The sequence below is a fragment of the Hydrogenophilus hirschii genome, assembly GCF_054656675.1.
Genome location: NZ_BAAHXQ010000002.1, coordinates 353,660 through 374,328, shown reverse-complemented (window position 1 = coordinate 374,328; position 20,669 = coordinate 353,660). Strand labels below are relative to the sequence as shown.

The 20,669-nt window shown below is 62.1% G+C and carries 22 protein-coding genes; 18 read left to right on the top strand and 4 right to left on the bottom strand.

Translation table 11 applies throughout. From position 1 onward, the window contains the following. The 6 genes from rsxC to ACYQ4Z_RS08920 all read left to right on the top strand — a co-directional run. On the top strand, positions 1 to 1,673 hold a 1,673-nt coding region (gene rsxC, locus ACYQ4Z_RS08945), incomplete at its 5' end, for an electron transport complex subunit RsxC (protein WP_459860736.1). Continuing rightward, the gene (locus ACYQ4Z_RS08940) at positions 1,670 to 2,662 is read left to right on the top strand and encodes an RnfABCDGE type electron transport complex subunit D (protein ID WP_459860735.1); all 993 of its coding nucleotides are present in this window, start codon (positions 1,670 to 1,672) and stop codon (positions 2,660 to 2,662) included. The genes rsxC and ACYQ4Z_RS08940, both read left to right, overlap by 4 nt. Further along, on the top strand, positions 2,659 to 3,348 hold the full coding sequence (locus ACYQ4Z_RS08935) for an RnfABCDGE type electron transport complex subunit G (protein ID WP_219973163.1): 690 nt from the start codon (positions 2,659 to 2,661) through the stop codon (positions 3,346 to 3,348). The genes ACYQ4Z_RS08940 and ACYQ4Z_RS08935 overlap by 4 nt, the downstream gene beginning before the upstream one ends. Further along, on the top strand, positions 3,345 to 4,055 hold the full coding sequence (gene rsxE / locus ACYQ4Z_RS08930) for an electron transport complex subunit RsxE (RefSeq protein ID WP_459860733.1): 711 nt from the start codon (positions 3,345 to 3,347) through the stop codon (positions 4,053 to 4,055). The genes ACYQ4Z_RS08935 and rsxE overlap by 4 nt, the downstream gene beginning before the upstream one ends. Positions 4,056 to 4,066: 11 nt before the next feature. Then, entirely contained in the window at positions 4,067 to 4,729 is a 663-nt protein-coding gene (nth, locus tag ACYQ4Z_RS08925; protein ID WP_233468112.1) for an endonuclease III, read from the top strand. Then, on the top strand, positions 4,729 to 5,154 hold the full coding sequence (locus ACYQ4Z_RS08920; protein ID WP_219973161.1) for a DUF1841 family protein: 426 nt from the start codon (positions 4,729 to 4,731) through the stop codon (positions 5,152 to 5,154). Before nth ends, ACYQ4Z_RS08920 begins: the two co-directional genes overlap by 1 nt. A gap of 37 nt (positions 5,155 to 5,191) precedes the next feature. On the opposite strand, the gene ACYQ4Z_RS08915 is transcribed toward ACYQ4Z_RS08920, so the two are convergent. Next, positions 5,192 to 5,965: an oxygen-binding di-iron domain-containing protein gene (locus ACYQ4Z_RS08915; protein WP_459860731.1), complete on the bottom strand. Its 774-nt coding sequence runs from the start codon at positions 5,963 to 5,965 to the stop codon at positions 5,192 to 5,194. 157 nt (positions 5,966 to 6,122) lie between these two features. Between ACYQ4Z_RS08915 and fliO the strand changes: the two genes are divergently transcribed. The 5 genes from fliO (at position 6,123) to miaA (ending at position 9,451) form a co-directional block, all read left to right on the top strand. After that, the gene (gene fliO / locus ACYQ4Z_RS08910) at positions 6,123 to 6,500 is read left to right on the top strand and encodes a flagellar biosynthetic protein FliO (RefSeq protein WP_219973159.1); all 378 of its coding nucleotides are present in this window, start codon (positions 6,123 to 6,125) and stop codon (positions 6,498 to 6,500) included. Positions 6,501 to 6,591: 91 nt separating this feature from the next. Further along, on the top strand, positions 6,592 to 7,314 hold the full coding sequence (gene fliP / locus ACYQ4Z_RS08905) for a flagellar type III secretion system pore protein FliP (protein ID WP_219973169.1): 723 nt from the start codon (positions 6,592 to 6,594) through the stop codon (positions 7,312 to 7,314). A gap of 10 nt (positions 7,315 to 7,324) precedes the next feature. Next, positions 7,325 to 7,591, top strand: coding sequence for a flagellar biosynthesis protein FliQ (fliQ, locus tag ACYQ4Z_RS08900; protein ID WP_219973158.1), 267 nt, complete (start codon positions 7,325 to 7,327; stop codon positions 7,589 to 7,591). A 63-nt stretch (positions 7,592 to 7,654) separates the two neighbouring features. Further along, positions 7,655 to 8,455, top strand: coding sequence for a flagellar biosynthetic protein FliR (fliR, locus tag ACYQ4Z_RS08895; RefSeq protein WP_459860729.1), 801 nt, complete (start codon positions 7,655 to 7,657; stop codon positions 8,453 to 8,455). A gap of 21 nt (positions 8,456 to 8,476) precedes the next feature. Beyond that, positions 8,477 to 9,451, top strand: coding sequence for a tRNA (adenosine(37)-N6)-dimethylallyltransferase MiaA (miaA, locus tag ACYQ4Z_RS08890; RefSeq protein ID WP_459860727.1), 975 nt, complete (start codon positions 8,477 to 8,479; stop codon positions 9,449 to 9,451). Here the strand turns inward: miaA and ACYQ4Z_RS08885 are convergent. Together ACYQ4Z_RS08885 and purM are read right to left on the bottom strand one after the other, a co-directional pair. After that, positions 9,385 to 10,692 carry a hypothetical protein gene (locus tag ACYQ4Z_RS08885; protein ID WP_459860726.1) on the bottom strand — a complete coding sequence of 436 codons (1,308 nt, stop codon included), beginning with the start codon at positions 10,690 to 10,692 and terminating at the stop codon, positions 9,385 to 9,387. The genes miaA and ACYQ4Z_RS08885 overlap by 67 nt on opposite strands. 6 nt (positions 10,693 to 10,698) lie before the next feature. Further along, positions 10,699 to 11,748, bottom strand: a complete 1,050-nt coding sequence (gene purM / locus ACYQ4Z_RS08880; RefSeq protein ID WP_459860725.1) for a phosphoribosylformylglycinamidine cyclo-ligase — start codon at positions 11,746 to 11,748, stop codon at positions 10,699 to 10,701. 95 nt (positions 11,749 to 11,843) lie between these two features. Here purM and ACYQ4Z_RS08875 point away from each other — a divergent pair, with 95 nt between their 5' ends. Genes ACYQ4Z_RS08875 through panC form a run of 6 tightly spaced genes read left to right on the top strand, consistent with a single transcriptional unit; the run spans position 11,844 to position 16,913 of the window. Further along, a complete protein-coding gene (locus ACYQ4Z_RS08875) occupies positions 11,844 to 12,539 on the top strand; it encodes an HdaA/DnaA family protein (RefSeq protein ID WP_217126873.1) in 696 nt (231 codons plus the stop codon). Between the two features lie 3 nt (positions 12,540 to 12,542). Then, entirely contained in the window at positions 12,543 to 13,220 is a 678-nt protein-coding gene (locus ACYQ4Z_RS08870; protein ID WP_219973152.1) for a histidinol-phosphatase, read from the top strand. Beyond that, positions 13,217 to 14,605 (top strand): polynucleotide adenylyltransferase PcnB, encoded by a 1,389-nt coding sequence (gene pcnB, locus ACYQ4Z_RS08865; protein WP_459860722.1) that lies wholly within the window; start codon positions 13,217 to 13,219, stop codon positions 14,603 to 14,605. The genes ACYQ4Z_RS08870 and pcnB overlap by 4 nt, the downstream gene beginning before the upstream one ends. Further along, positions 14,605 to 15,156: a 2-amino-4-hydroxy-6-hydroxymethyldihydropteridine diphosphokinase gene (gene folK / locus ACYQ4Z_RS08860; RefSeq protein ID WP_119335573.1), complete on the top strand. Its 552-nt coding sequence runs from the start codon at positions 14,605 to 14,607 to the stop codon at positions 15,154 to 15,156. Before pcnB ends, folK begins: the two co-directional genes overlap by 1 nt. A gap of 35 nt (positions 15,157 to 15,191) precedes the next feature. Continuing rightward, complete coding sequence (gene panB / locus ACYQ4Z_RS08855; protein WP_438438988.1) at positions 15,192 to 16,007, top strand: 3-methyl-2-oxobutanoate hydroxymethyltransferase; 816 nt, start codon at positions 15,192 to 15,194, stop codon at positions 16,005 to 16,007. Positions 16,008 to 16,055: 48 nt separating this feature from the next. Next, positions 16,056 to 16,913, top strand: a complete 858-nt coding sequence (gene panC / locus ACYQ4Z_RS08850; RefSeq protein WP_438438212.1) for a pantoate--beta-alanine ligase — start codon at positions 16,056 to 16,058, stop codon at positions 16,911 to 16,913. 124 nt (positions 16,914 to 17,037) lie between these two features. Here panC and acs read toward each other — a convergent pair whose 3' ends face one another. Beyond that, on the bottom strand, positions 17,038 to 18,993 hold the full coding sequence (gene acs, locus ACYQ4Z_RS08845; protein ID WP_119335575.1) for an acetate--CoA ligase: 1,956 nt from the start codon (positions 18,991 to 18,993) through the stop codon (positions 17,038 to 17,040). Positions 18,994 to 19,132: 139 nt separating this feature from the next. Here acs and ACYQ4Z_RS08840 point away from each other — a divergent pair, with 139 nt between their 5' ends. Continuing rightward, positions 19,133 to 20,668 (top strand): fumarate hydratase, encoded by a 1,536-nt coding sequence (locus ACYQ4Z_RS08840; RefSeq protein ID WP_459860719.1) that lies wholly within the window; start codon positions 19,133 to 19,135, stop codon positions 20,666 to 20,668. The last annotated feature ends 1 nt before the right edge of the window (position 20,669 follow it).

Genomic DNA, 20,669 nt, shown 5'->3' with positions numbered 1-20,669 from the left:
GATCTACCTCGTCAGCGGCGAACACTTTGGTCGACCCGGTTTCGGGGCGGAAACTCTACCCGATCGACGGGGCGATCGCTTTTCCCGATTACCACAAGCAGGAGACCGCTGACATTCCGATCCGAAACGTCGCGATGCCATCGCATTACATCGTTCCGCTTCGGGTCAATCCTCGCTTCACTGCACGACCGATCGTCGATATCGGTGCCCGGGTACGGAAAGGGGAAAAAATCGGTGAACCCGAAGGGAAATTTGGCGTCGCAGTGCACGCGCCGACCTCAGGTGTGATTCGCGATCTGGGGCATTACCCGATGACCCATGTCTCAGGGTTGCCCGCGCTGGCGTACTTCATCGAGCCCGACGGCAAAGATGAGGCGATCGAACCCACACCGTATCGGGGCGCTTGCGACGACACGGATCGCATTCGCGACTTCCTCCAACAGATGGGGCTAGCAGGATTGGGCGGCGCAGCGTTCCCTTCACACGCCAAAGTGGCGTCGAGCCCGGTAAAAACCCTCATCATCAACGGAGCCGAATGTGAGCCCTGGATCACGTGTGACGACCGGCTGATGCGCGAACATGCAGCCGAAATCGTCGCAGGCGCGTGCGACCTGGCCGCTGCCGTTCACGCCCAAGAGGTTTTGATCGGTATCGAAGACAACAAGCCCCAAGCCATTGCGGCGATGCAAGCCGCCGCGGCCAACCATGGCACGGTCACCGTGGTGGCGATCCCGACCATCTACCCAGCCGGCGGGGAAAAACAGCTGATCGAACGCCTGACGGGTATCGAGGTGCCCTACGGTCACCTCTCGGCCGAATTTGGCGTGTTGGTGTTCAATGTGGGCACTGCGCGCGCCGTCCATCGTGCGCTCACCGACGGCGAACCGTTGATCGAGCGCGTCGTCACGCTGACGGGTGCCGCGGACGATCCGGGTAACCGCTGGGTCCGAATCGGTCATCCCATTGCAGAACTCATCCCAGAGATGGCACCCAAACCAGAGGTCGATCGCTACCTCTTGGGTGGGCCGATGACCGGCTTTGCGATTCCCGACCTCGATGCACCGATCCTCAAAGGGAGCAACTGCATCATTGCCGCTTCGCCGGACCTTTTCCCGCCACCGCCGCCGGAGCAGCCGTGTATTCGGTGCGGTGCCTGCGCGCCGGTGTGCCCTGCCCGTCTCGAGCCCATGGCGCTCTATTGGTTCGCCCGGGCGCAACAATTCGGCAAAGCGCAGGAGTTTCACCTGTTCGATTGCATCGAATGCGGCTGCTGCGCCTATGTCTGCCCCGCGCACATCCCGCTCGTCGATTACTACCGTTACGCCAAAAGCGAGATTTGGGAGCGCGAACGGGAAAAAAGCAAAGCCCAGCAATCGAAAGCCCGTTTCGAATTCCGCAATTACCGCTTGGAACGGGAAAAAGCGGAAAAAGCGGCACGCGCCGCCGCCAAAGCCGCCGAAACGAAGCGACGACTCGAAGCGCAAGCGCAAGAGTCTCACGCTGAAGCGTCCGCAAATGGCACCAACGACCGCGATGGCGCCGCTTCGCCATCCGCACCGAACGCAAACGATGCCGCTGCACGAAAAAAGGCGCTCGTTGAAGCGGCGCTGGCGCGCGCCCGTGCGAAACGGGCTGCAGAGGCGACAGAACCTTCCGGAGAGAATCGGGAATGATCACGGCACCTTATTGGCGCGCACCGGTCAGCGTCACCCGTGTGATGGGATGGGTTTTGCTTGCGCTCATTCCAGCGATCGTGCTGCACGTGATTTTCTTCGGCCCGGTCCTGTTGGCGCAATTGCTCCTGGCCAGCGTCGCCGCCGTTGTCGTCGAAGCGCTGCTGCTGTGGGTGCGGCGACGACCGATCGTTTCCGCGGTCACCGACCCTTCGGCGGTGGTCACCGCTTGGTTGCTGGTCCTGGCTCTGCCTACAACCGTTCCTTGGTGGTTGACGCTGTTGGGGGTCGTGATTGCAATCGGTGTCGCGAAACAGCTGTATGGCGGTATTGGACAAAACCCGTTCAACCCGGCGATGGTCGCTTTTGCGGCGCTGATCGTTTCGTTCCCAGCAGAGCTCTCGCGCTGGCCGTTACCGACGACACCTGTCGCCTGGCAATGGGCCAGTTTCCTTGGAACCCCCAACGTCGATGCATTGGCGGGGGCAACCGTGTTGGATGCGCTCCGGACCGCAATCCATAGCGGTCAGACGGTTACAGAACTCCTGGGTCGTTCGCCCGTTTTCGGCACCCTCTCGGGTGCCGGGTACGAGTGGATCGCGATGGCGTTCCTGGCGGGTGGCCTCCTCTTATGGCTTCGGGGGATCATCCCGGGACGCCTTCCTTTTGCGTTTCTTCTGACCTTGGGGGTTCTGTCCACCCTCGCCTGGCTCATCGCCCCAGAACGGTTCGCGCCCCCGTGGGTTCATCTCTTCGCGTACAGCACGATGCTGGCCGCATTCTTCATCATCACCGACCCGGTGAGCGGGGTGGTCACGCCACGCGGGCAATGGGTGTTCGCGGCTGGCGCTGCGCTGCTCGTTTTCTTGATCCGCCATTTCGGACAATTTCCGGACGGGGTCGCGTTTGCGGTTCTGCTGATGAATCTGGCGGCCCCGTGGATCGAAATGAAGACCCAACCGCGCGTCTTTGGGGAGGACCACCCATGACGTCGGCTACCCAACCCACCGTTTGGCAAGCGGTGCTCCGCTCGTCGTTGCTCTTGACCCTGTTTGCCGCGGCGTTTACGCTGCTGATGAGTGGCGCGTACCAACTGACCCGCGCACCGATTGCAGCAGCGATTCAAGCAGAAGAGCTGCGACTGGTTCGGGCACTCGTCCCACCGTCTCCTCCTGCGCGCACCATCCGCGAGATAACGTTACCTGAAGCGATCACGAAGGCGCTCGATCTCAACCCGCCGGCCAAAGGGTACGTGGTCTTTCGTGAGGCCGAACCCGAGCTGGTGATCGTGCCGGCAAGAAGCCGCCAAGGGTACGGGGGCGACGTTGTGGTCATCGTCGCGGTCAATGGCCACGGGGAACTCGTGGGGGCCCGCGTCACCCAACACCATGAAACCCCTGGGCTTGGCGACTATATCGACCCGGAACGCGATCGCAACAAGGCGCGCCCGTGGATCACGCAATTCGCTGGCATACCGATCGCTGCGCACCCAGGTCCCTGGCGGGTCAAAAAAGATGGCGGATTCGTCGATGCGCACGCCGGTGCGACGATCAGCGCCCGCGCCGCAACGATGGCAATCGAGCGCGGCGCGCGGGTGGCGAGCAGCGCCTTCGCACAATTGGTCGCGTTAGCCAATCGCGAACGCGGAAACGACGAGAAAGGGAACCAACCATGAACGGCCATGGAACGATCGCCAACGAATTGGGCGTAAATGGGCTCTGGAAACAGAATCCGGCGTTGATCCAAATGCTGGGGCTGTGTCCGACGCTCGCGGTCAGTACCAGTTTCGTGAACGCGGTCAGTTTGGGGTTGGCTACGGTTGTCGTGATGATGATCGCCAGTACCGCGGTTGCGGTATTGCGTCATGTGATCCCGCGTGAGATCCGAATTCCCGTTTTCATTCTCATCATCGCGGGGTTGGTGACCGTGGTCGATCTCCTGATGAACGCCTATTTGCACTCCCTCCATCTGGTTTTGGGCATTTTTGTGCCATTGATCGTCACCAACTGCATCGTGTTGGCACGCGTCGAGGCGTTCGCCGCGAAAAATCGCCCAGATTACGCAGGGTTGGACGCATTGATGATGGGGTTGGGGCTCGTCTGGGTGTTGGCGCTGATCGGTGCGATTCGTGAGATCATTGGACAAGGGACGCTCTTTGCCGGAATCGAATGGATCGTGCCGTCTTGGTCCGCGATTACGCTGTTCGGCGATGCGTCCCAGGGGTTCCTGTTGGCGATGTTGCCTCCGGGCGCATTCATCGTGCTGGGCTTTTTGGTTGCTGCGCACAACGCGCTCACCGCGTGGCAAAAAGCGCGAACGAAAAAACGCACTTTGGCGGCATCCGCGCCCGCTGCACCAACGCCCATCGGGGGTGAGGCGTGACTGCTGCGCTGATGAGCGACGCCGCGGTGGCGGAGGCTTTTGCGCGCTGGCAAGCCAACAACCCGGAGCCGACCACCGAGCTGCACTACGGCAACCCCTTCCAGCTCTTGGCTGCAGTGGTGCTCTCTGCGCAAGCAACGGACAAAAGCGTCAATGCCGCTACCCAAACCCTCTTTGCGGTCGCACCCGACGCCTGTTCGATGGCGCAACTTTCCGAATCGGAAATTGCTGCCCATATCCGCCGGATCGGGCTCTACCAGAGCAAAGCCCGCAATTTGAAGCGTCTTGCCGAACGGCTCTGTGCCGAGCACGGTGGCGCGGTTCCCAACGACCGCGCGTACCTGGAAAGCCTACCGGGTGTCGGGCGTAAGACCGCGAACGTTGTGCTCAATACGCTCTTCGGAGCAGAAACGATCGCGGTTGACACCCACATCTTTCGTGTCAGCAACCGGATGGGGCTGGCACCCGGCAAAACCGTTCGCGAAGTGGAAGATCGGCTCATGGCGCGCGTCCCAAAACCGTATCGCCGCCATGCGCACCATTGGTTGATCCTGCACGGGCGCTACACCTGCACGGCGCGGCGCCCCCAGTGCAACCGGTGCTTGGTTGCCGATTTGTGCGGCTACCCCGAAAAGTCGGTCCCGCCGCAACCGCTTACCACAGAGGAGACGTGATGCTCTTTCAACCATCCCGCGACGATGTCCGCCGTTTTCTGGCTGAGAGCTATCGCCGGTGGCGAGCCGGATTACCGCTCGAACCGATGCAGGCGGTTGCCGCCGAGGTGATCGCACTCCACCCGGAATACTTTGCGCTCTTTGACGATGAAACGCAGCTTTTTCGCGATTACACACCGGAAGATGGCGGCGTCAATCCCTTTTTGCATTTGACGCTACATTTGGCCGTAGCCGAACAGTTGGCGATCGACCAACCGCCTGGCATCAAAGCGCTCTACGCCGTGCGGGTACAAAAGCGCGGCGATCCGCACGAAGCGTTGCACGATCTGGTCGAAGCGCTGGGCATGACGCTCTTCGAAGCGCAACGCGCTGGCCGCATGCCGGACAACGACAGCTATCTGGAACGGATCCGCCGCTTGCCGTGAGGCGAAGCGCGCCCATGCTGCGTGGTGCGTCGACCGATCAGCGGGGCACGCGGTAGTTGTCCTGCGTCATCAGGTCGACGCCACACGGGAACGATTCCACCCAGTCGATGAACCGCTGGACCATCGCCTTGCCCTCGAACCGTTGCCCGTGCTGTGGCACGATCATTTCGATCTCGAGTGAACGCGCCATGTTCGCCCAATAGCGCAGGATCTTTTGCGACACCATATAGCGCCGGTGAAACGCGCTCATCTTGGGAATATGTGCGTCGAAATCGGCCACCGGTTTCGCCGCTTCGTTATGGTCGACGATCGAAACGCCCAAATCGCCGGAAAAGAGGATTTTCGCGACCGGATCGTAAAACTGGAAGTTCCCTTCCGCGTGCATGAAGTGTGCCGGCAGCGCGATGACTTCGCTGTTGCCGAGCGGGATTCGCATTCCCTCGTCGGGGATTCCCAGAATACGGTCGGAGTAATCTTTCCCTGTGGTGAAATGGGGAACGAACCGCGTCCACAGGTTCGAAATGTACACCTTTGCGTGCGAGGTGATCAGCCATTTATTGACGGACGCGATGATGTCCGGGTCGGCGTGGGACGCGAAGATATAGTCGATCTCCTGCGGCCGGCAATATTTGGACATTCCCATCAACAGACCCGTATGGGTCATATTGCCGCCGGGGTCGAAGAGCGCTGCATGGTGCGCGTCGATCACCAGGAATTGGTTGCATTGCACCGCGTGGTTGCGTTCTTCATCGACCAAGTCGTAGAACCCGAGCACGACGTGCTCACCATTGTTGAAGAGCTTGATTGCCATCGGCGATTCCTTGCCTTGCTGCGAGCGTTCTGCGCCATTTTCCCACAAAAGGCACGAAAGGAAATAGTGCTGTAAAAAAGGTGTGTTTTTCCCCCTTTTTCTCCCCACCATCTGGCGGAGGCACGCGCGACAATGGCAACGCAGAAGGAGCGACACGATGAACTGGGATCCACAGTGGGCGCCGCTTGTGCGGCTGATCGGCGTGTTGGTTTTGTTGGTGGTGGTGGCGTGGGGAGTCAGCCAATGGCTGAAGCGTCGCCCCGGCGGCGCGAGCGGTAACCGGCAATTGCGCGTCGTCACCGCCGTTGCCGTGGGCACCCGAGAACGGGTGGTCCTGCTCGAAGTAGAAGGCGAACGGGTGCTCGTGGGCGTGACACCACAACAGATCACCCCACTGTGGCACAAGGGTTTTGCCCAGACGATCGCGAACGTTCAGCACAGGCGCTCTGCACCCTCTGCGGACGCCACATCAAAAGAATCCATCCCCCAACCGCAAGACGAGGGCCGCGATGACACCCATCGCCAACCGGAATAACCGCCCCACGGTACCGATGCGGCATTCATTCGGGCACGAGCAAACCGTGACGAAGCGCCGTCGACACGTTTCGTGGTTTGCCGTGTTCTTCATGGCTTGCGCGCTCTTCCTGATCAGTGACGCGGTACTCGCGCAACAGGGCATTCCGCTCGCGACCGTGACGCCGCAACCCAATGGCGCGTCGAGCTATTCGCTCAACGTGCAGACGCTGCTGCTCCTTACCGCACTCACGTTCCTTCCCGCGGCGTTGCTGATGATGACGAGTTTCACCCGCATCATCATCGTGCTGTCGCTGCTGCGCATGGCGTTGGGAACCCAAACCTCGCCCCCCAACCAGGTGCTGATCGGCATCGCGCTCTTTCTCACCTTCTTCATCATGACGCCCGTTTTCGACCGCATCTACCAAGAAGCGTGGGTACCCTACCAGAACGATACGCTGCCGTTCGAGGCGGCCGCAGAAAAAGCCGCGGAGCCGCTCAAAGCGTTCATGCTGGCGCAAGTTCGTGAAAACGATCTGCGGCTTTTCGCCGATTTGGCACAAACCCCAGCGGTCGAAAAACCTGAGTCGCTGCCGCTGCGCGTGATCGTGCCCGCGTTTCTTACCTCTGAATTGAAAACCGCGTTTCAGATCGGCTTCGTGATCTTTTTGCCGTTTCTCATCATCGACATGATCGTCGCCTCGGTGTTGATGTCGATGGGGATGATGATGGTCTCACCCATCCTGGTCGCGCTGCCGTTCAAACTCCTGGTCTTCGTGCTGGTCGACGGCTGGACGCTGTTGGTTGGTTCGCTCGTTCGCAGTTTTGGTCTTTAGGAGAAAAGCGATGCATGTTGCGCTGTTCGATTTGGCCAGGGACGCCGTGATCACGACGCTGCTCCTTGCAGCACCGCCGCTTCTGGCTGCGCTGCTGACGGGGTTGCTGGTGAGTATCTTCCAAGCCGCGACGCAGATCAACGAAATGACGCTTACTTTCATTCCGAAATTCGTTGCGGTGGTCGCCACCTTGGTCTTCATGGGTCCCTGGATGGGACAGACGATCACCGATTTCATGACGCGTCTGATGACCGATCTGCCACTACTCCTTTCCTGATCCACCTGTTGCGGCTGCTTGCCTCTTGGGCTGGTCGCAGCGCCTCCAGGGAAAAGGCCCCCGATGCTCACCCTCTCGGAAACGCAATGGAGCACGTGGCTCGCCCTTTATGGGCTACCCTTGTTTCGCGTGCTGGCACTCCTCACCGCCGCCCCGGTCTTTTCGAACCGTGCGGTTCCCACCCGCGTTCGCCTGGCGCTGGGGCTTGCGGTAACCTTGGTGCTTGCGCCCACGCTCGCGCCGCTTCTCAAGCCGCTACCGCTCGGCTCCTGGCTGATTCTGCCCGCGATCGTCAGCGAAATCCTCATCGGTGTCGCGATCGGTTTTTTCCTGCGCCTCATCTTCGCAGCGATCGATCTCGCTGCAGCGTTCGTCGGGTTCCAAATGGGGCTGTCGTTCGCCGTTTTCTTCAGCCCGACGAGCGGCGCACAGACCCCAGTCCTCAACGAGTTCATCGGGGTTTTCGCCACCCTTCTCTTTTTGGCGCTCGACGGCCATTTGATGCTGATTCTGGCGCTGGCGCGGAGCTTCGAATGGTTGCCACCGCTCGGTGGTCCTTGGGCATGGGAGGTCGGGTGGGCGGTTGCGGTGCAAGTGCCCGCGATCCTCTTCACCACCGCGTTCATGATCGCGCTCCCCGTGACCGCAGCTCTGTTGCTCACCAATATCGCGCTGGGTTTTCTCACCCGCACCGCGCCGCAACTCAACATCTTCGCCATCGGGTTTCCGATCACGATCACGATCGGTTTCTTGGCGCTCTGGGCCGTCTTTCCGGCGCTGGGGGAAGCGATGCAACAACTGTTCGTCGATGGGTTGTCGTGGGCTGAGCGCTTTCTCCACGCCCTGGGCGCGCTGCCCACCTAGCGATCGGGTACCATTACCCCCGTGACGACGACCGCATCCCCCCTCCCCCTACCGGCGATCCTCGGTCCGACCGCGTGCGGGAAGACAGCCCTCGCGCTGGCGCTGGCCGAACGCTTTCCCGTCGAAGTGATCAGCGTCGACTCGGCGCTGGTCTATCGCGGCATGACGATTGGAACCGCGAAGCCGGATGCGTCCGAACGGGCCCGGTGTCCGCACCACCTGATCGATCTCGTCGAACCCGAAACAACCTACACAGTCGGGCGTTTCGTCGCCGACGCCGAGCGGGTAGCGGCAGAGATTGCTGCACGCGGCCGGATCCCGCTGTTGGTTGGCGGTACGATGCTCTACGCCAAGGCGTTGCACGAAGGCTTGGCGGCTTTGCCTGCCGCGGACGCCACGCTACGCGCCGAAATCGACGCACGCGCCGCACGCGAAGGGTGGCCGAAACTCCATGCTTGGCTTGCGGAACACGATCCGGAAACGGCGGCACGGCTTTCGCCGAACGACCGGCAACGCATCCAACGCGCCCTCGAAGTGGTGTTGACCACGGGCAAACCCATGGCAGCGGTGCTGGCCGAGCACCAAGCACAAGCGCCGCGCAATCGACTGACCCTTTTGGCGTTGATTCCCGGGTCACGGACTTGGCTGCACGACCGGATCGCGGCACGATTTCACCAAATGCTGGCCGCCGGGTTCGTCGCGGAAGTGGCGGCACTCCGGCAGCGCCCAGCCTTGACTGCGGAACATCCGTCGATGCGCGCAGTGGGCTACCGCCAGGTTTGGGCCTATCTGGACGGGCAACTGAGCGAAACGGAAATGATCGCGGCAGGCATTGCGGCGACACGCCAACTGGCGAAACGGCAACTGACCTGGTTGCGGCAATTCACGAACCGCTGGCCACGCGTCACGGTGCTCGATCCGTGTGACCCTCAGCTGATTGCCAAAGCCAGCGCCTGGCTTTGCCGGACTGCGATCGCTGCGACCACCAAAGCGTAGCCGATCATCGCATAACGCCAGTTGCCCCGGGCGAGCTGGACTGCAGAGAGGCCGAAGCGCGCTTCCAGTAACAGATGGACCCCCGAAAGGGGGTTCACCGCCAACCCCAGTGCCCACGTACCCAAAAACATGAGCGCAAGCACGACAGGGTCTGGCGCCAGCGGCGCGAACCACGAACTGACGATGGTGATGGTGATCACCGCATGAACGCCAATGGAGGCAAGCGCGATCATCCCGGCCAAAGTCAAGGCGGCCACGACCCAATCGAAACGGGCAACGGGTAACCAGTGGCCGATCACCGGCAGCCACGACTCGATGCCCACGGCGAACACCCCTGCGGCAAGGAAAAGCAGCAACTCCCCGCGCATCAAGGGCAACCGCTCGACGATATGGTGGTAGAGCGTATGTTGCCAATCCGCTGCCGAGGCGCGAACCAGCAACACGACGAACGGCAACCCCATTGCGGCAAGATTGATCACCGAAAGCATCGCCAAATCCGGACGCCATTCATGCCCCACGACGACCAGCGTTGCCATCGCGAACGGCAAAAACAACTGCCGTGGCGTCAACGGATAGTCGGGCAACGATGCCAATGCTTCGGCGGGATAACGGCGGACGATCTCGGCAATCGAAAACGCAATCAACACGACAGCCAGCGGCGCGCCATACTGCGCGATCGCAGCAAGCGACGCACCGGGTGCGTAGGTGATCGCCACCGCCATCGCGGCAAAGAACGGAGACCACAACGCCGCGGCGAGGAACCCGCGCGCCAGCGCCCGCGCCATCGGCTCCGGGAGCGGCGCGTGCGATCGCTTGACCAATTGTTCGACCGTGATCACGACCATCGAAAGATTGATCACGGCACCGATGAGGTGCACCGCGCTCACCACTTGCAGCAGCCGCCGCCACGGCGGTGCTGGGCACGTTTCCGCACGCACCGCAGGCGGCGCTGGCGCGACCAACTGCAAAAAGGTGACGCTGGCGAGCATCGCGATCAGGAGCGTATTTTGAGTGAGCATTTTCGCCCACGCCACGGAATGCCCCGTCGCCGCTGCCGAGAGCGCAAGCAGCAGACCGATTCCCAAGAGCGCGCCGACGGTGCGCTTTTGCCGCGCGTCGAGCTGCGGCAAGAGCCACGGCGTCAATAGCCACGCCAGCGCGCCCGCCCACGGCAAGGTGGGCGCACCCATCCCCCCTGTGGTGGCGAGCAGCGCCACCGCAAAAATCCCCCAACCGCGCATCGGCGATCAGACGTACCGCACGTTCGGCGCTCCTTCGTGCGCGACGATCGCGCCGATCCGGTAGACCGTTTCCCCCATTGCCGCAAGGGTTGCCGCAACCGCATCCGCGGCACCGGGGTCGACCACCACCGTCATACCGATGCCGCAGTTGAAAACACGCAGCATCTCCTCGTCCGCGACCTCCCCGTGCGCTTGCAGCCATTGGAAGAGTTCCGGACGTGGCCACCCGTTGCGCTCGATCTCAGCCGCCGTGCCCTGCGGCAACACGCGCGGCAGGTTTTCGGTCATTCCGCCGCCCGTGATGTGCGCCAGCGCCTTGATCGCGTCGCGGTGCGCCGCGAGCGCGGCGAGGATACTCTTGACATAGAGCCGAGTGGGCGCCATCACTGCGTCGCGCAGCGGCCGCCCGTCGAGGAGCACGTTCGCGTCCGCCTCTGGGTCATCCCCCAATCCCGCACGGGCCAAAATCTTGCGAATGAGCGAATAGCCATTGGAATGGGCGCCGCTACTGCCCAACCCAAGCACCACGTCCCCTGGTGCCACGTTCTTGCCATCGAGCAACTGCGCGCGCTCGACCACCCCCACCGCGAAACCGGCCAGGTCGTATTCGCCATCGGGGTACATATCGGGCATCTCTGCCGTCTCCCCGCCGATCAGCGCGCACCCACACGCTTCGCACGCCTGAGCGATACCGGCGACCACCCGTTCGGCAACCCCGACGTCGAGCCGACCACACGCGAAGTAGTCGAGGAAAAAGAGCGGCTCTGCCCCTTGCACCAGGATGTCATTGACGCTCATCGCCACCAGGTCTTGGCCGACGGTGTCGTGACGATCCCACGCGAACGCCAATTTCAGCTTGGTACCAACACCGTCGGTCCCCGAAACCAGCACGGGATCGCGATAGCGCTGCCCCAAAGCGAAGAGCGCCCCAAAGCCGCCGATACCGGCAAGCACTTCTGGCCGCATCGTCCGCGCGGCCCAAGGTTTGATGCGGTCAACGAGCGCGTCTCCAGCGTCGATATCGACACCGGCATCCCGATAAGTCAATCCCGCCACGTTCGGCTCCCTTGCAGAAATGGTTGGTCACGGCGATAATTCGCACTTTCCGAATTGTACGACGAACGGTTACCGAGACGCGAGACACCCGGCCGGTGCAACTGCTACTGGATCTTTTCGACCCTCTGCCCCAACGCTTCGACAATTTCGAACCGCTGGGCAACGAAGCGCTCGTTGCGACGCTCGAACGGTTTGCCGTAAACGAACCGATGCCGGGGGTGACCACCCCTCATCTCGCGATTTGGGGGCCAGCGGGAAGCGGCAAAAGCCACCTGTTGCACGCCGTCGCGGAAACGGTGCGCCGTAACGGCAACGTCGCCTGCTACTGCCCGTTGCGCGAACCGTTTCTCGAACCGCCACCGCAATTGTCGGGTGCCGTGGTCCTCTTCGACGATCTCGACGCGGCGGACGCCGCGGCACAAGAGGCGCTCTTTCATGCGTTCAACCGCGCCGAACGCCTCAAGCAGCGGTGGTTGGTCGCGGCGAACGCCCCGCCGCATCAATTGCCTTTGCGGGAAGATCTGCGCACCCGGTTGGCGCTGCTTCCCCTCCTGCCGGTAACGCCGCTCGACGACACAGGGCGGGCGCGCCTCATCGCGAGACGTGCCGCAGAATGGGGGGTAGCGATTTCCGACGATGCCGTGCGCTTTTTGCTCACCCATGCGTCGCGGGCCATTCCCGAGCTCTTGCTGGTACTCGAAGCCGCCAGCGAAGAGAGCCTGCGCCGGGGCAAACCGATCACCGCACCGCTCGTCAAAGCGGTGTGGCAACTGATTTCACAGGAACCCTGAACGATGGATTTGACCCTGTTCGATCTGGACAATACGCTACTTGCCGGTGACTCCGACTTCAACTGGGCGCAATTCCTCATCGGCAAAGGCTTGATCGACCGCGAGCTGCACGAAGCGAAAAACCAGCAGTTCTACGACGACTATCTGGCCGGTACGCTCGACATCGACGCCTTCTTGGCGTTTCAACTCGCCCCCCTGGCGCGCCACGATCGGGAAACGTTGGAAGCGCTGCGCGCCGAATACCTCGAGACGGTCGTCCGCCCGATGATGTTGCCGCGCGCGCAAGCCGAAGTCGCAGCGGCCCGTGCGCGCGGTGACCTCGTTGCGGTCGTTACCGCGACCAACGCCTTCGTCACCGGCCCGATCGTCCGCGCGTTCGGTATCGAACACCTGATCGCGACGATCCCCGAGGTGGAACACGGCCGTTTCACCGGCCGCTGCCGCGGCACACCGGCGTTTCAAGCGGGCAAGATCGCGCGCGTCGAGGCGTGGCTGGAGTCGCTGGGTTATTGGTGGAATTCGTTTACGACGATCCGCTTCTACAGCGATTCGCACAACGACCTGCCGCTCCTTACCCGCGTCGATGAGCCGATCGCGGTCGATCCCGATCCGACGTTGCGCGAAGCCGCGCAGCGTAACGGCTGGCGTATCGTCTCGTTCCGAGAGCCGAGGGAAAGATGATTCGCAAAATCTTGCGCACACTCACCGCCAAAATCGCTCCGCGCCCGAAACCTGCGGTATTGAACGCGGCGCACTACGGCATCGCCCCGGAGCAGATCTCCCCTGCGGCACGGCGGGTGTGTGAAACGCTGCAACGCAACGGCCATCAGGGATTGATCGTCGGCGGCGCGGTGCGCGACCTGATTTTGGGGCGCAAACCCAAAGATTTCGACGTCGCGACCGACGCGCCCCCGGAGCGGGTGCGCGCCCTTTTCCGCCGTTCCCGGATCATCGGCCGCCGCTTTCGCATCGTCCATGTCTATGCGGGACGGGAAACGGTCGAAGTGACCACGTTTCGCGCCCACGTCGCCCCCAACGCGCTGGCCACGGACGAACATGGCCGTATTCTCGAAGACAACGTCTTTGGCACCATCGAAGAGGACGCGCTGCGCCGCGACTTCACCGCGAATGCGCTCTACTACGACCCGATTCAAGGCGTGATCCACGACTTCCACCACGGCGTGGGTGACCTGCAAGCGGGTGTGCTGCGGATGATCGGCGACCCCGAAAAGCGCTACCGCGAAGACCCCGTGCGGATGCTTCGTGCCGTGCGCCTGGCCACGAAGCTCGGCTTGACGATCGATGCGGCCGCACGGGCGCCACTGCGCCGCCTTGCGCCGCTTCTTGCGAACGTTCCCCAAGCACGGTTGGTCGATGAACTCATCAAAGTCCTTACTTCCGGTCGCGCGCTGCACTGCCTGGCGCGTCTGCAGGAAGAGGGATTGGCCGAACACGCTCTCGCGCCGGTAGAGCGGTTGCTTGCCGTGCCCCACTACCGTACGTTTCTCGAGATCGCGCTTGACGCAACCGACCGGCGAATTCACGAGGGAAAACCGGTTTCCCCCGCGTTCACGCTTGGCGCGATGCTCTGGCCGGTGGTGCGTGAAGCGTGGGTTGCCGGGGAACAGGCCGGACTGCCCCGCGTGCCGGCACTGCAAGCGGCATGCGACGAAGTCCTTTCCGGAGATTTCGCGGCGCTCGCGCTGACGCGCGCGATGGCTGCCGACATGCGGGAACTTTGGTTGCTGCAACCCCGGTTCGAGAAACGGACGGGGAAATACCCGTACCGGCTGCTTATACAACCGCGTTACCGAGCGGCATGGGACTTCCTGATGTTGCGGGTCCGCGCCGGCGAAGTGCCCGAAGCGCTGGGCATGTGGTGGGAACGCTTCGCCCACGCCAGCGAAGCCGAACGCGCCGAACTGATCCGCGCCGTGCAACAGGGAAACGCCCCTGGCAAGAAAAAACGCCGGCGCCGCAAGAAAGCGAAACCGCGCTCCGCGGACGCTGCCGTCGCACAAACGGATGCGGCGCCACCCGTTGCGACACCGAGCAAGGAGGCGTGATGACCCAAAACCCTTTCGTCACGGCCTATGTCGGCCTTGGCGCGAACTTGGGAGACGCCCCTGGGCAACTGGCTGCCGCGGCACAGTGCCTCACGCTGCTGCCCCAAACCGAAGTGATCGCGCTCTCGCACCTCTACCGCAGCGGAGCGATCGAGGTCGATGCCCCGCAACCCGACTACTACAACGCGGTCGCGGCGCTGCGTACCCAGCTCGATGCCGAGGCGCTGCTTGCTGCGTTACTCGCGCTCGAAGCGCGTTTCGGCCGCATCCGCACCGGCTACCATTCGCCGCGGACGCTGGATCTCGATCTACTCCTCTACGGCAACGAACGCTATTGCTTGCCGCACCTGACCGTACCCCATCCGCGGCTTCACCAGCGCGCGTTCGTGCTGTTGCCACTGTTGGAGCTGGCCCCGGACCTGACCGCACCGGGCCTGGGACGGTTACTCGACTACCTACCGGCCGTAGCGGCGCAGCCGATTACTCGGATCGCACCGCTTGCCGCACCCGAATCGACACGTTTGCAACCGATAGAGGCTTTGGCACAATGACACCCTATGCGCAACCCAACCCGGGAGCCACCGCGATGAACGCTGCAGAGAAAGCATCACCCGTAACTCTGACCACTTTGCAACGCATGCGTGAAAACGGTGAGAAGATCGCGATGCTCACCTGTTATGACGCCGCGTTTGCCGCACTGCTCGATCGTGCCGGCGTCGATGTCCTGCTGGTCGGGGACTCGCTGGGCAACGTCATTCAAGGGCACAAGACGACGTTACCGGTGACCCTCGAGCAGATGTGTTACCACACGGCCTGTGTCGCGCGCGGCGCGCACCGCCCCTTCATCGTCGCCGACCTGCCTTTCGGCAGTTACCAGCAAAGCCCCGAACAGGCGTTCGAGAGCGCGGCGCAACTGATGGCTGCTGGCGCCCAAATGGTGAAGCTCGAAGGGGGCATGCCGATGGTCGATACCGTGCAATTCCTGGTCGAACGCGGTATCCCGGTCTGCGCCCACATCGGCTTTACCCCGCAAGCCGTCAACCAACTGGGCGGGTACCGGGTGCAAGGGCGCTTGGAAGCGGAAGCCGAACGGCTCTATCTCGAAGCCGCAGCGTTGGAGTCTGCGGGTGCGGCGATGATCGTGCTCGAAATGGTGCCGCGCGCGGTCGCAAAAGAGGTCACCCGCCGCACCGACGAAATGATCACGATCGGCATCGGCGCCGCCCCCGAATGTCACGGGCAAGTGCTCGTCCTCTACGACATCCTCGACATTTTTCCGGGACGCAAAGCCCGTTTCGTACAAAACTTCCTTGCCGGCGCAGAAAGCATCCACGCTGCGGTTGCCGCGTACGTCAACGCCGTAAAAAGCGGCGCGTTTCCCACGGAAGCGCACTGTTACTGACGCGGTGCCGCAAAACATCGAACCGATCCGACGACGCACGGAGGGGTGATGGACCGCACGTTACAGACCTTCACGACGATCCGCGCTTGGCGGGAATGCCGCGCCACGCTTGGTGAAGTGGCTTTCGTCCCGACGATGGGCGCGCTGCACGAAGGCCATTTGGCGCTCGCACGGCAAGCGCTCGCACGCACGCCCAACGTGGTGGTGAGCATCTTCGTCAACCCGCTGCAATTCGGTCAAAACGAAGACTACGGCCGTTACCCTCGGATGCTCGAACGCGATGCGGCGCTGTTGCACTCGGTTGGCGTGCCGTATCTCTTTGCGCCCGACGTCGCGGAAATGTACCCGGAACCGCAGCAGTTCTTCGTCGAACCCCCGGAACGCTACGCCGCGATTCTGGAAGGAGCCGCACGTCCGGGGCACTTCCGCGGTGTTGCTACCGTCGTGATGAAGCTCTTTGCGATCATCCAACCCACGATCGCCCTCTTTGGCAAGAAAGATTACCAACAGTTGATGATCCTGCGCCGCATGGTGGAACAATTCGCGTTGCCGATCACCATCGAAGCAGGTGAGACCGTTCGTGCCGACGACGGATTGGCGCTCTCTTCTCGCAACGCCTACCTCTCGCCAGCGGAACGGCAGGAAGCGCCGCGGCTCTTCCAGGTGCTCAAAGCCACCGCGGATGCCCTCCGTGCGGGTCAAGGTGCCTACGCCGCGCTGGAAGCAGAAGCGACTGCAACGCTCGCCCGCCACGGCTGGCAACCGGATTACGTTGCGATCCGGCGGCAACACGACTTGCAGCCACCTTGCTGCACCCCGCCCGATTTGGCCGCAGAACCCCTTGTCGTCTTGGGCGCGGCCCGCTTGGGAACGACACGGTTGATCGACAACATCGAGGTGGGGTGAAGAAGATCACCCCATTGGTCGAAGGGTAGCCTACTGGCGAGCGACAAAAAAACCCGGCCATAAGGCCGGGGGTAATCTCCTCTTTGTGAAGCGGGCATTACGCCCGCCCTCCTCCATCTGTTCGTCAGCCTTTGAGCTGCTCCAGAATCGCTGGGTTTTCGAGCGTCGAGGTGTCTTGGGTGATCTCTTCGCCCTTCGCGAGCTGACGCAGCAAGCGACGCATGATCTTGCCGGAACGGGTCTTCGGCAGGTTGTCGCCAAAACGGATCTCTTTCGGTTTGGCGATCGGCCCGATCTCTTTCGCCACCCAGTTCTGCAGCTCTTTGACGATCTGCGCCGCTTCTTCTCCTTCGGGACGCGGGCGCGTCAAAACCACGAACGCGACGATCGCCTCGCCGGTGACTTCGTCCGGACGACCGACCACCGCCGCTTCGGCAACGAGTTCGTGCGCCACCAGCGCCGATTCGATCTCCATCGTCCCCATCCGGTGTCCTGAGACGTTGAGCACGTCGTCGATCCGGCCCGTGATGGTGAAGTAACCGGTTTCGGGGTCACGAATCGCACCGTCTCCTGCCAAGTAGAGCTTGCCTTGGAAGTCCGCCGGATAGTAGGACTTCTTGAAGCGCTCCGGATCGCCCCAGATGGTACGGATCATCGACGGCCACGGCTTCTTGATCACCAGGAAGCCGCCCTGACCCCACGGGACTTCGTTCCCCGTCTCATCGACCACCGCAGCCTGAATCCCCGGGAACGGCAGCGTGCACGAACCGGGCACAAGCGGCGTGGCACCGGGCAACGGCGTGATCATATGGCCGCCGGTTTCGGTCTGCCACCAGGTATCGACGATCGGGCACCGTTCACCACCGACTTCGCGATAGTACCACTCCCACGCCGCCGGGTTGATCGGCTCGCCCACCGACCCGAGGATCCGCAGCGACGAGAGGTCGAAACGCTTGGGATGCACGTCCGGGTTGCTCTCCGACGCCTTGATGAGCGCCCGGATTGCGGTTGGCGCGGTATAGAAGATCGAAACCTTGTGCGCTTCGATCATCCGCCAGAAGCGGCTGGCATCCGGGTAGGTGGGCACCCCTTCGAAGACAACCTGGGTGGCGCCCACCGCAAGCGGCCCGTAACAGACGTAGGTGTGACCGGTAATCCAGCCGATATCCGCGGTACACCAGAAGATGTCCTCCGGTTTGTAATCGAAGGTCCAGAGCATTGTAAGCGCCGCGTGGGTGAGGTACCCGCCGGTGGAATGCTGTACCCCCTTCGGCTTCCCGGTCGAGCCGGAGGTGTAGAGCAAAAAGAGGGGATGTTCGGCTTCGACCCACTCGGGCTCGCACACGTCGCTTTGCCCTGCGATCGCGTCGCTCCACCACAAGTCGCGCCCTTCTACCCAATTGATTGCCATGCCGGTGCGTTTGTTCACGATCACCTTCTCGACCGTGTCGCACCCGCCCATGCCGATCGCCTCATCGACGATCGCTTTCAACGGCAACTGCTTACCGCCGCGGAACTGACCGTCGGAGGTGACGACCACTTTCGCGCCGGCATCTTGGATGCGGTCTTTGAGCGCCTGAGCCGAGAAGCCACCGAACACCACCGAATGGGTTGCGCCGATGCGCGCACACGCTTGCATCGCCACCACCCCTTCGACGCCCATCGGGAGATAGATCACCACGCGGTCGCCTTTTTTTACGCCCAGCGCTTTGAGCGCATTGGCAAACTGCGCAACCCGCTTCAACAATTCCGCGTAGGTGACTTTCGTGACCTGGCCATCGTCCGATTCGAAGATGATCGCCACACGGTCACCTTTCCCCGCTTCGACGTGGCGGTCCAGACAGTTGTACGAGGCGTTCAACACCCCGTCGGCAAACCACTTGAAGAACGGCGCGTTCGATTCGTCCAGCACCTGGGTAAACGGTTTTTTCCAGGTCAATAGATTACGCGCATGGTTGGCCCAATACCCTTCGTAGTCCCGTTCCGCCTCTTCACAGAGCCGGCGGTAGTGGTCCATCCCCGAGACCGCAGCATTTTTGACCAATGCTTCTGGCGGGTAGTAGAGCTTTTGTTCGCTCATGGCCTGACACTCCCTCTCACTTGTGGAACAAAAATCAATGTATCGGCATTATCTTACAGCAACCTTACACACGACAAGCGATCGTGCGTTGGTGGCGTTTTCGATACAATCACGGCAGAGACAACCAGGGAGTGCCACGATGACCACCACCATTTGCGAAGCCGACTTCATCGAATCGATTGCCGACGCGTTCCAATTCATCAGTTACTACCATCCCCTGGATTTCGTCCAGGCGATGGCCGAAGCCTACGAAAACGAACAAAACCCAGCGGCCAAGGACGCCATCGCCCAAATCCTGACCAACTCGCGCATGGCCGCCGAGGGACACCGCCCCATCTGCCAGGACACCGGAATCGCCGTCGTTTTTCTGAAAGTGGGGATGAATGTCCGCTTCGACACCACGAAAAGCCTGCAGGAACTGGTCGACGAAGGGGTTCGGCGCGCCTACACCAATCCCGAAAATCCGCTGCGCGCCTCGATCGTGCGTGACCCGGCGGGCAAACGGCAAAACACCCGTGACAACACCCCTGCGGTCGTCCACTTCGAACTGGTGCCCGGTGACACCGTGGAAGTGATCTGTGCCGCGAAAGGGGGCGGTTCGGAGAACAAAGCAAAACTGGCGATGCTCAACCCGTCCGACTCGATCGTCGACTGGGTGCTCAAAACCATCCCGACGCTGGGCGCCGGGTGGTGCCCGCCGGGGATTCTCGGTATCGGCATCGGCGGCACGCCGGAAAAAGCGATGCTGCTTGCGAAAGCGGCGTTGATGGACCACATCGACATCCACAAACTGCAAGAAAAGGCGGCCAAGGGCGAAACCCTCTCCACCGTCGAAGCACTGCGTCTGGAACTCTACGAAAAGGTCAACGCCCTGGGAATCGGCGCGCAAGGGCTGGGGGGACTGACGACGGTACTGGACGTCAAAATCCTCGACTACCCCACGCACGCAGCGAGCTTGCCGGTTGCGCTCATCCCCAACTGCGCCGCAACGCGCCACGTCCATTTCACGCTCGACGGCTCTGGCCCGGCGGAACTCACGCCGCCGCGCCTCGAAGACTGGCCGAAAATCACCTGGACTCCGGATCTCAAACAGGCCAAACGAGTCGACCTCGACACCCTCACCAAAGAAGAGGTGGCGACGTGGCGAGCGGGCGACATCCTGCTCCTTTCCGGCAAACTCCTCACCGGCCGCGACGCGGCGCACAAACGGATCGCCGACCTCCTGGCCAAAGGCGAACCGCTACCGGTCGATTTTACCAACCGGGTGATCTACTACGTGGGCCCCGTCGACCCCGTTCCCGGTGAAGTGGTCGGCCCTGCCGGCCCCACCACCGCGACCCGTATGGACAAATTCACCCGTATGATGCTCGAAAAGACCGGGTTGATCGCGATGGTGGGCAAAGCCGAACGGGGCCCGGAAGCGGTCGCCGCGATCCGCGACAACAAAGCCGCCTATCTGATAGCGGTGGGTGGTGCTGCGTACCTGGTAGCGAAAGCGATCAAGAAAGCCCGCGTCGTCGCGTTCGAAGATCTGGGCATGGAGGCGATCTACGAATTCGAAGTCCAAGACATGCCTGTGACCGTCGCGGTCGATAGTGAGGGGAACAACGTCCATGAACGCGGTCCCCAGGAGTGGCGGGTCAAAATCGGCAAGATTCCGGTGAAATCGGCGTAGC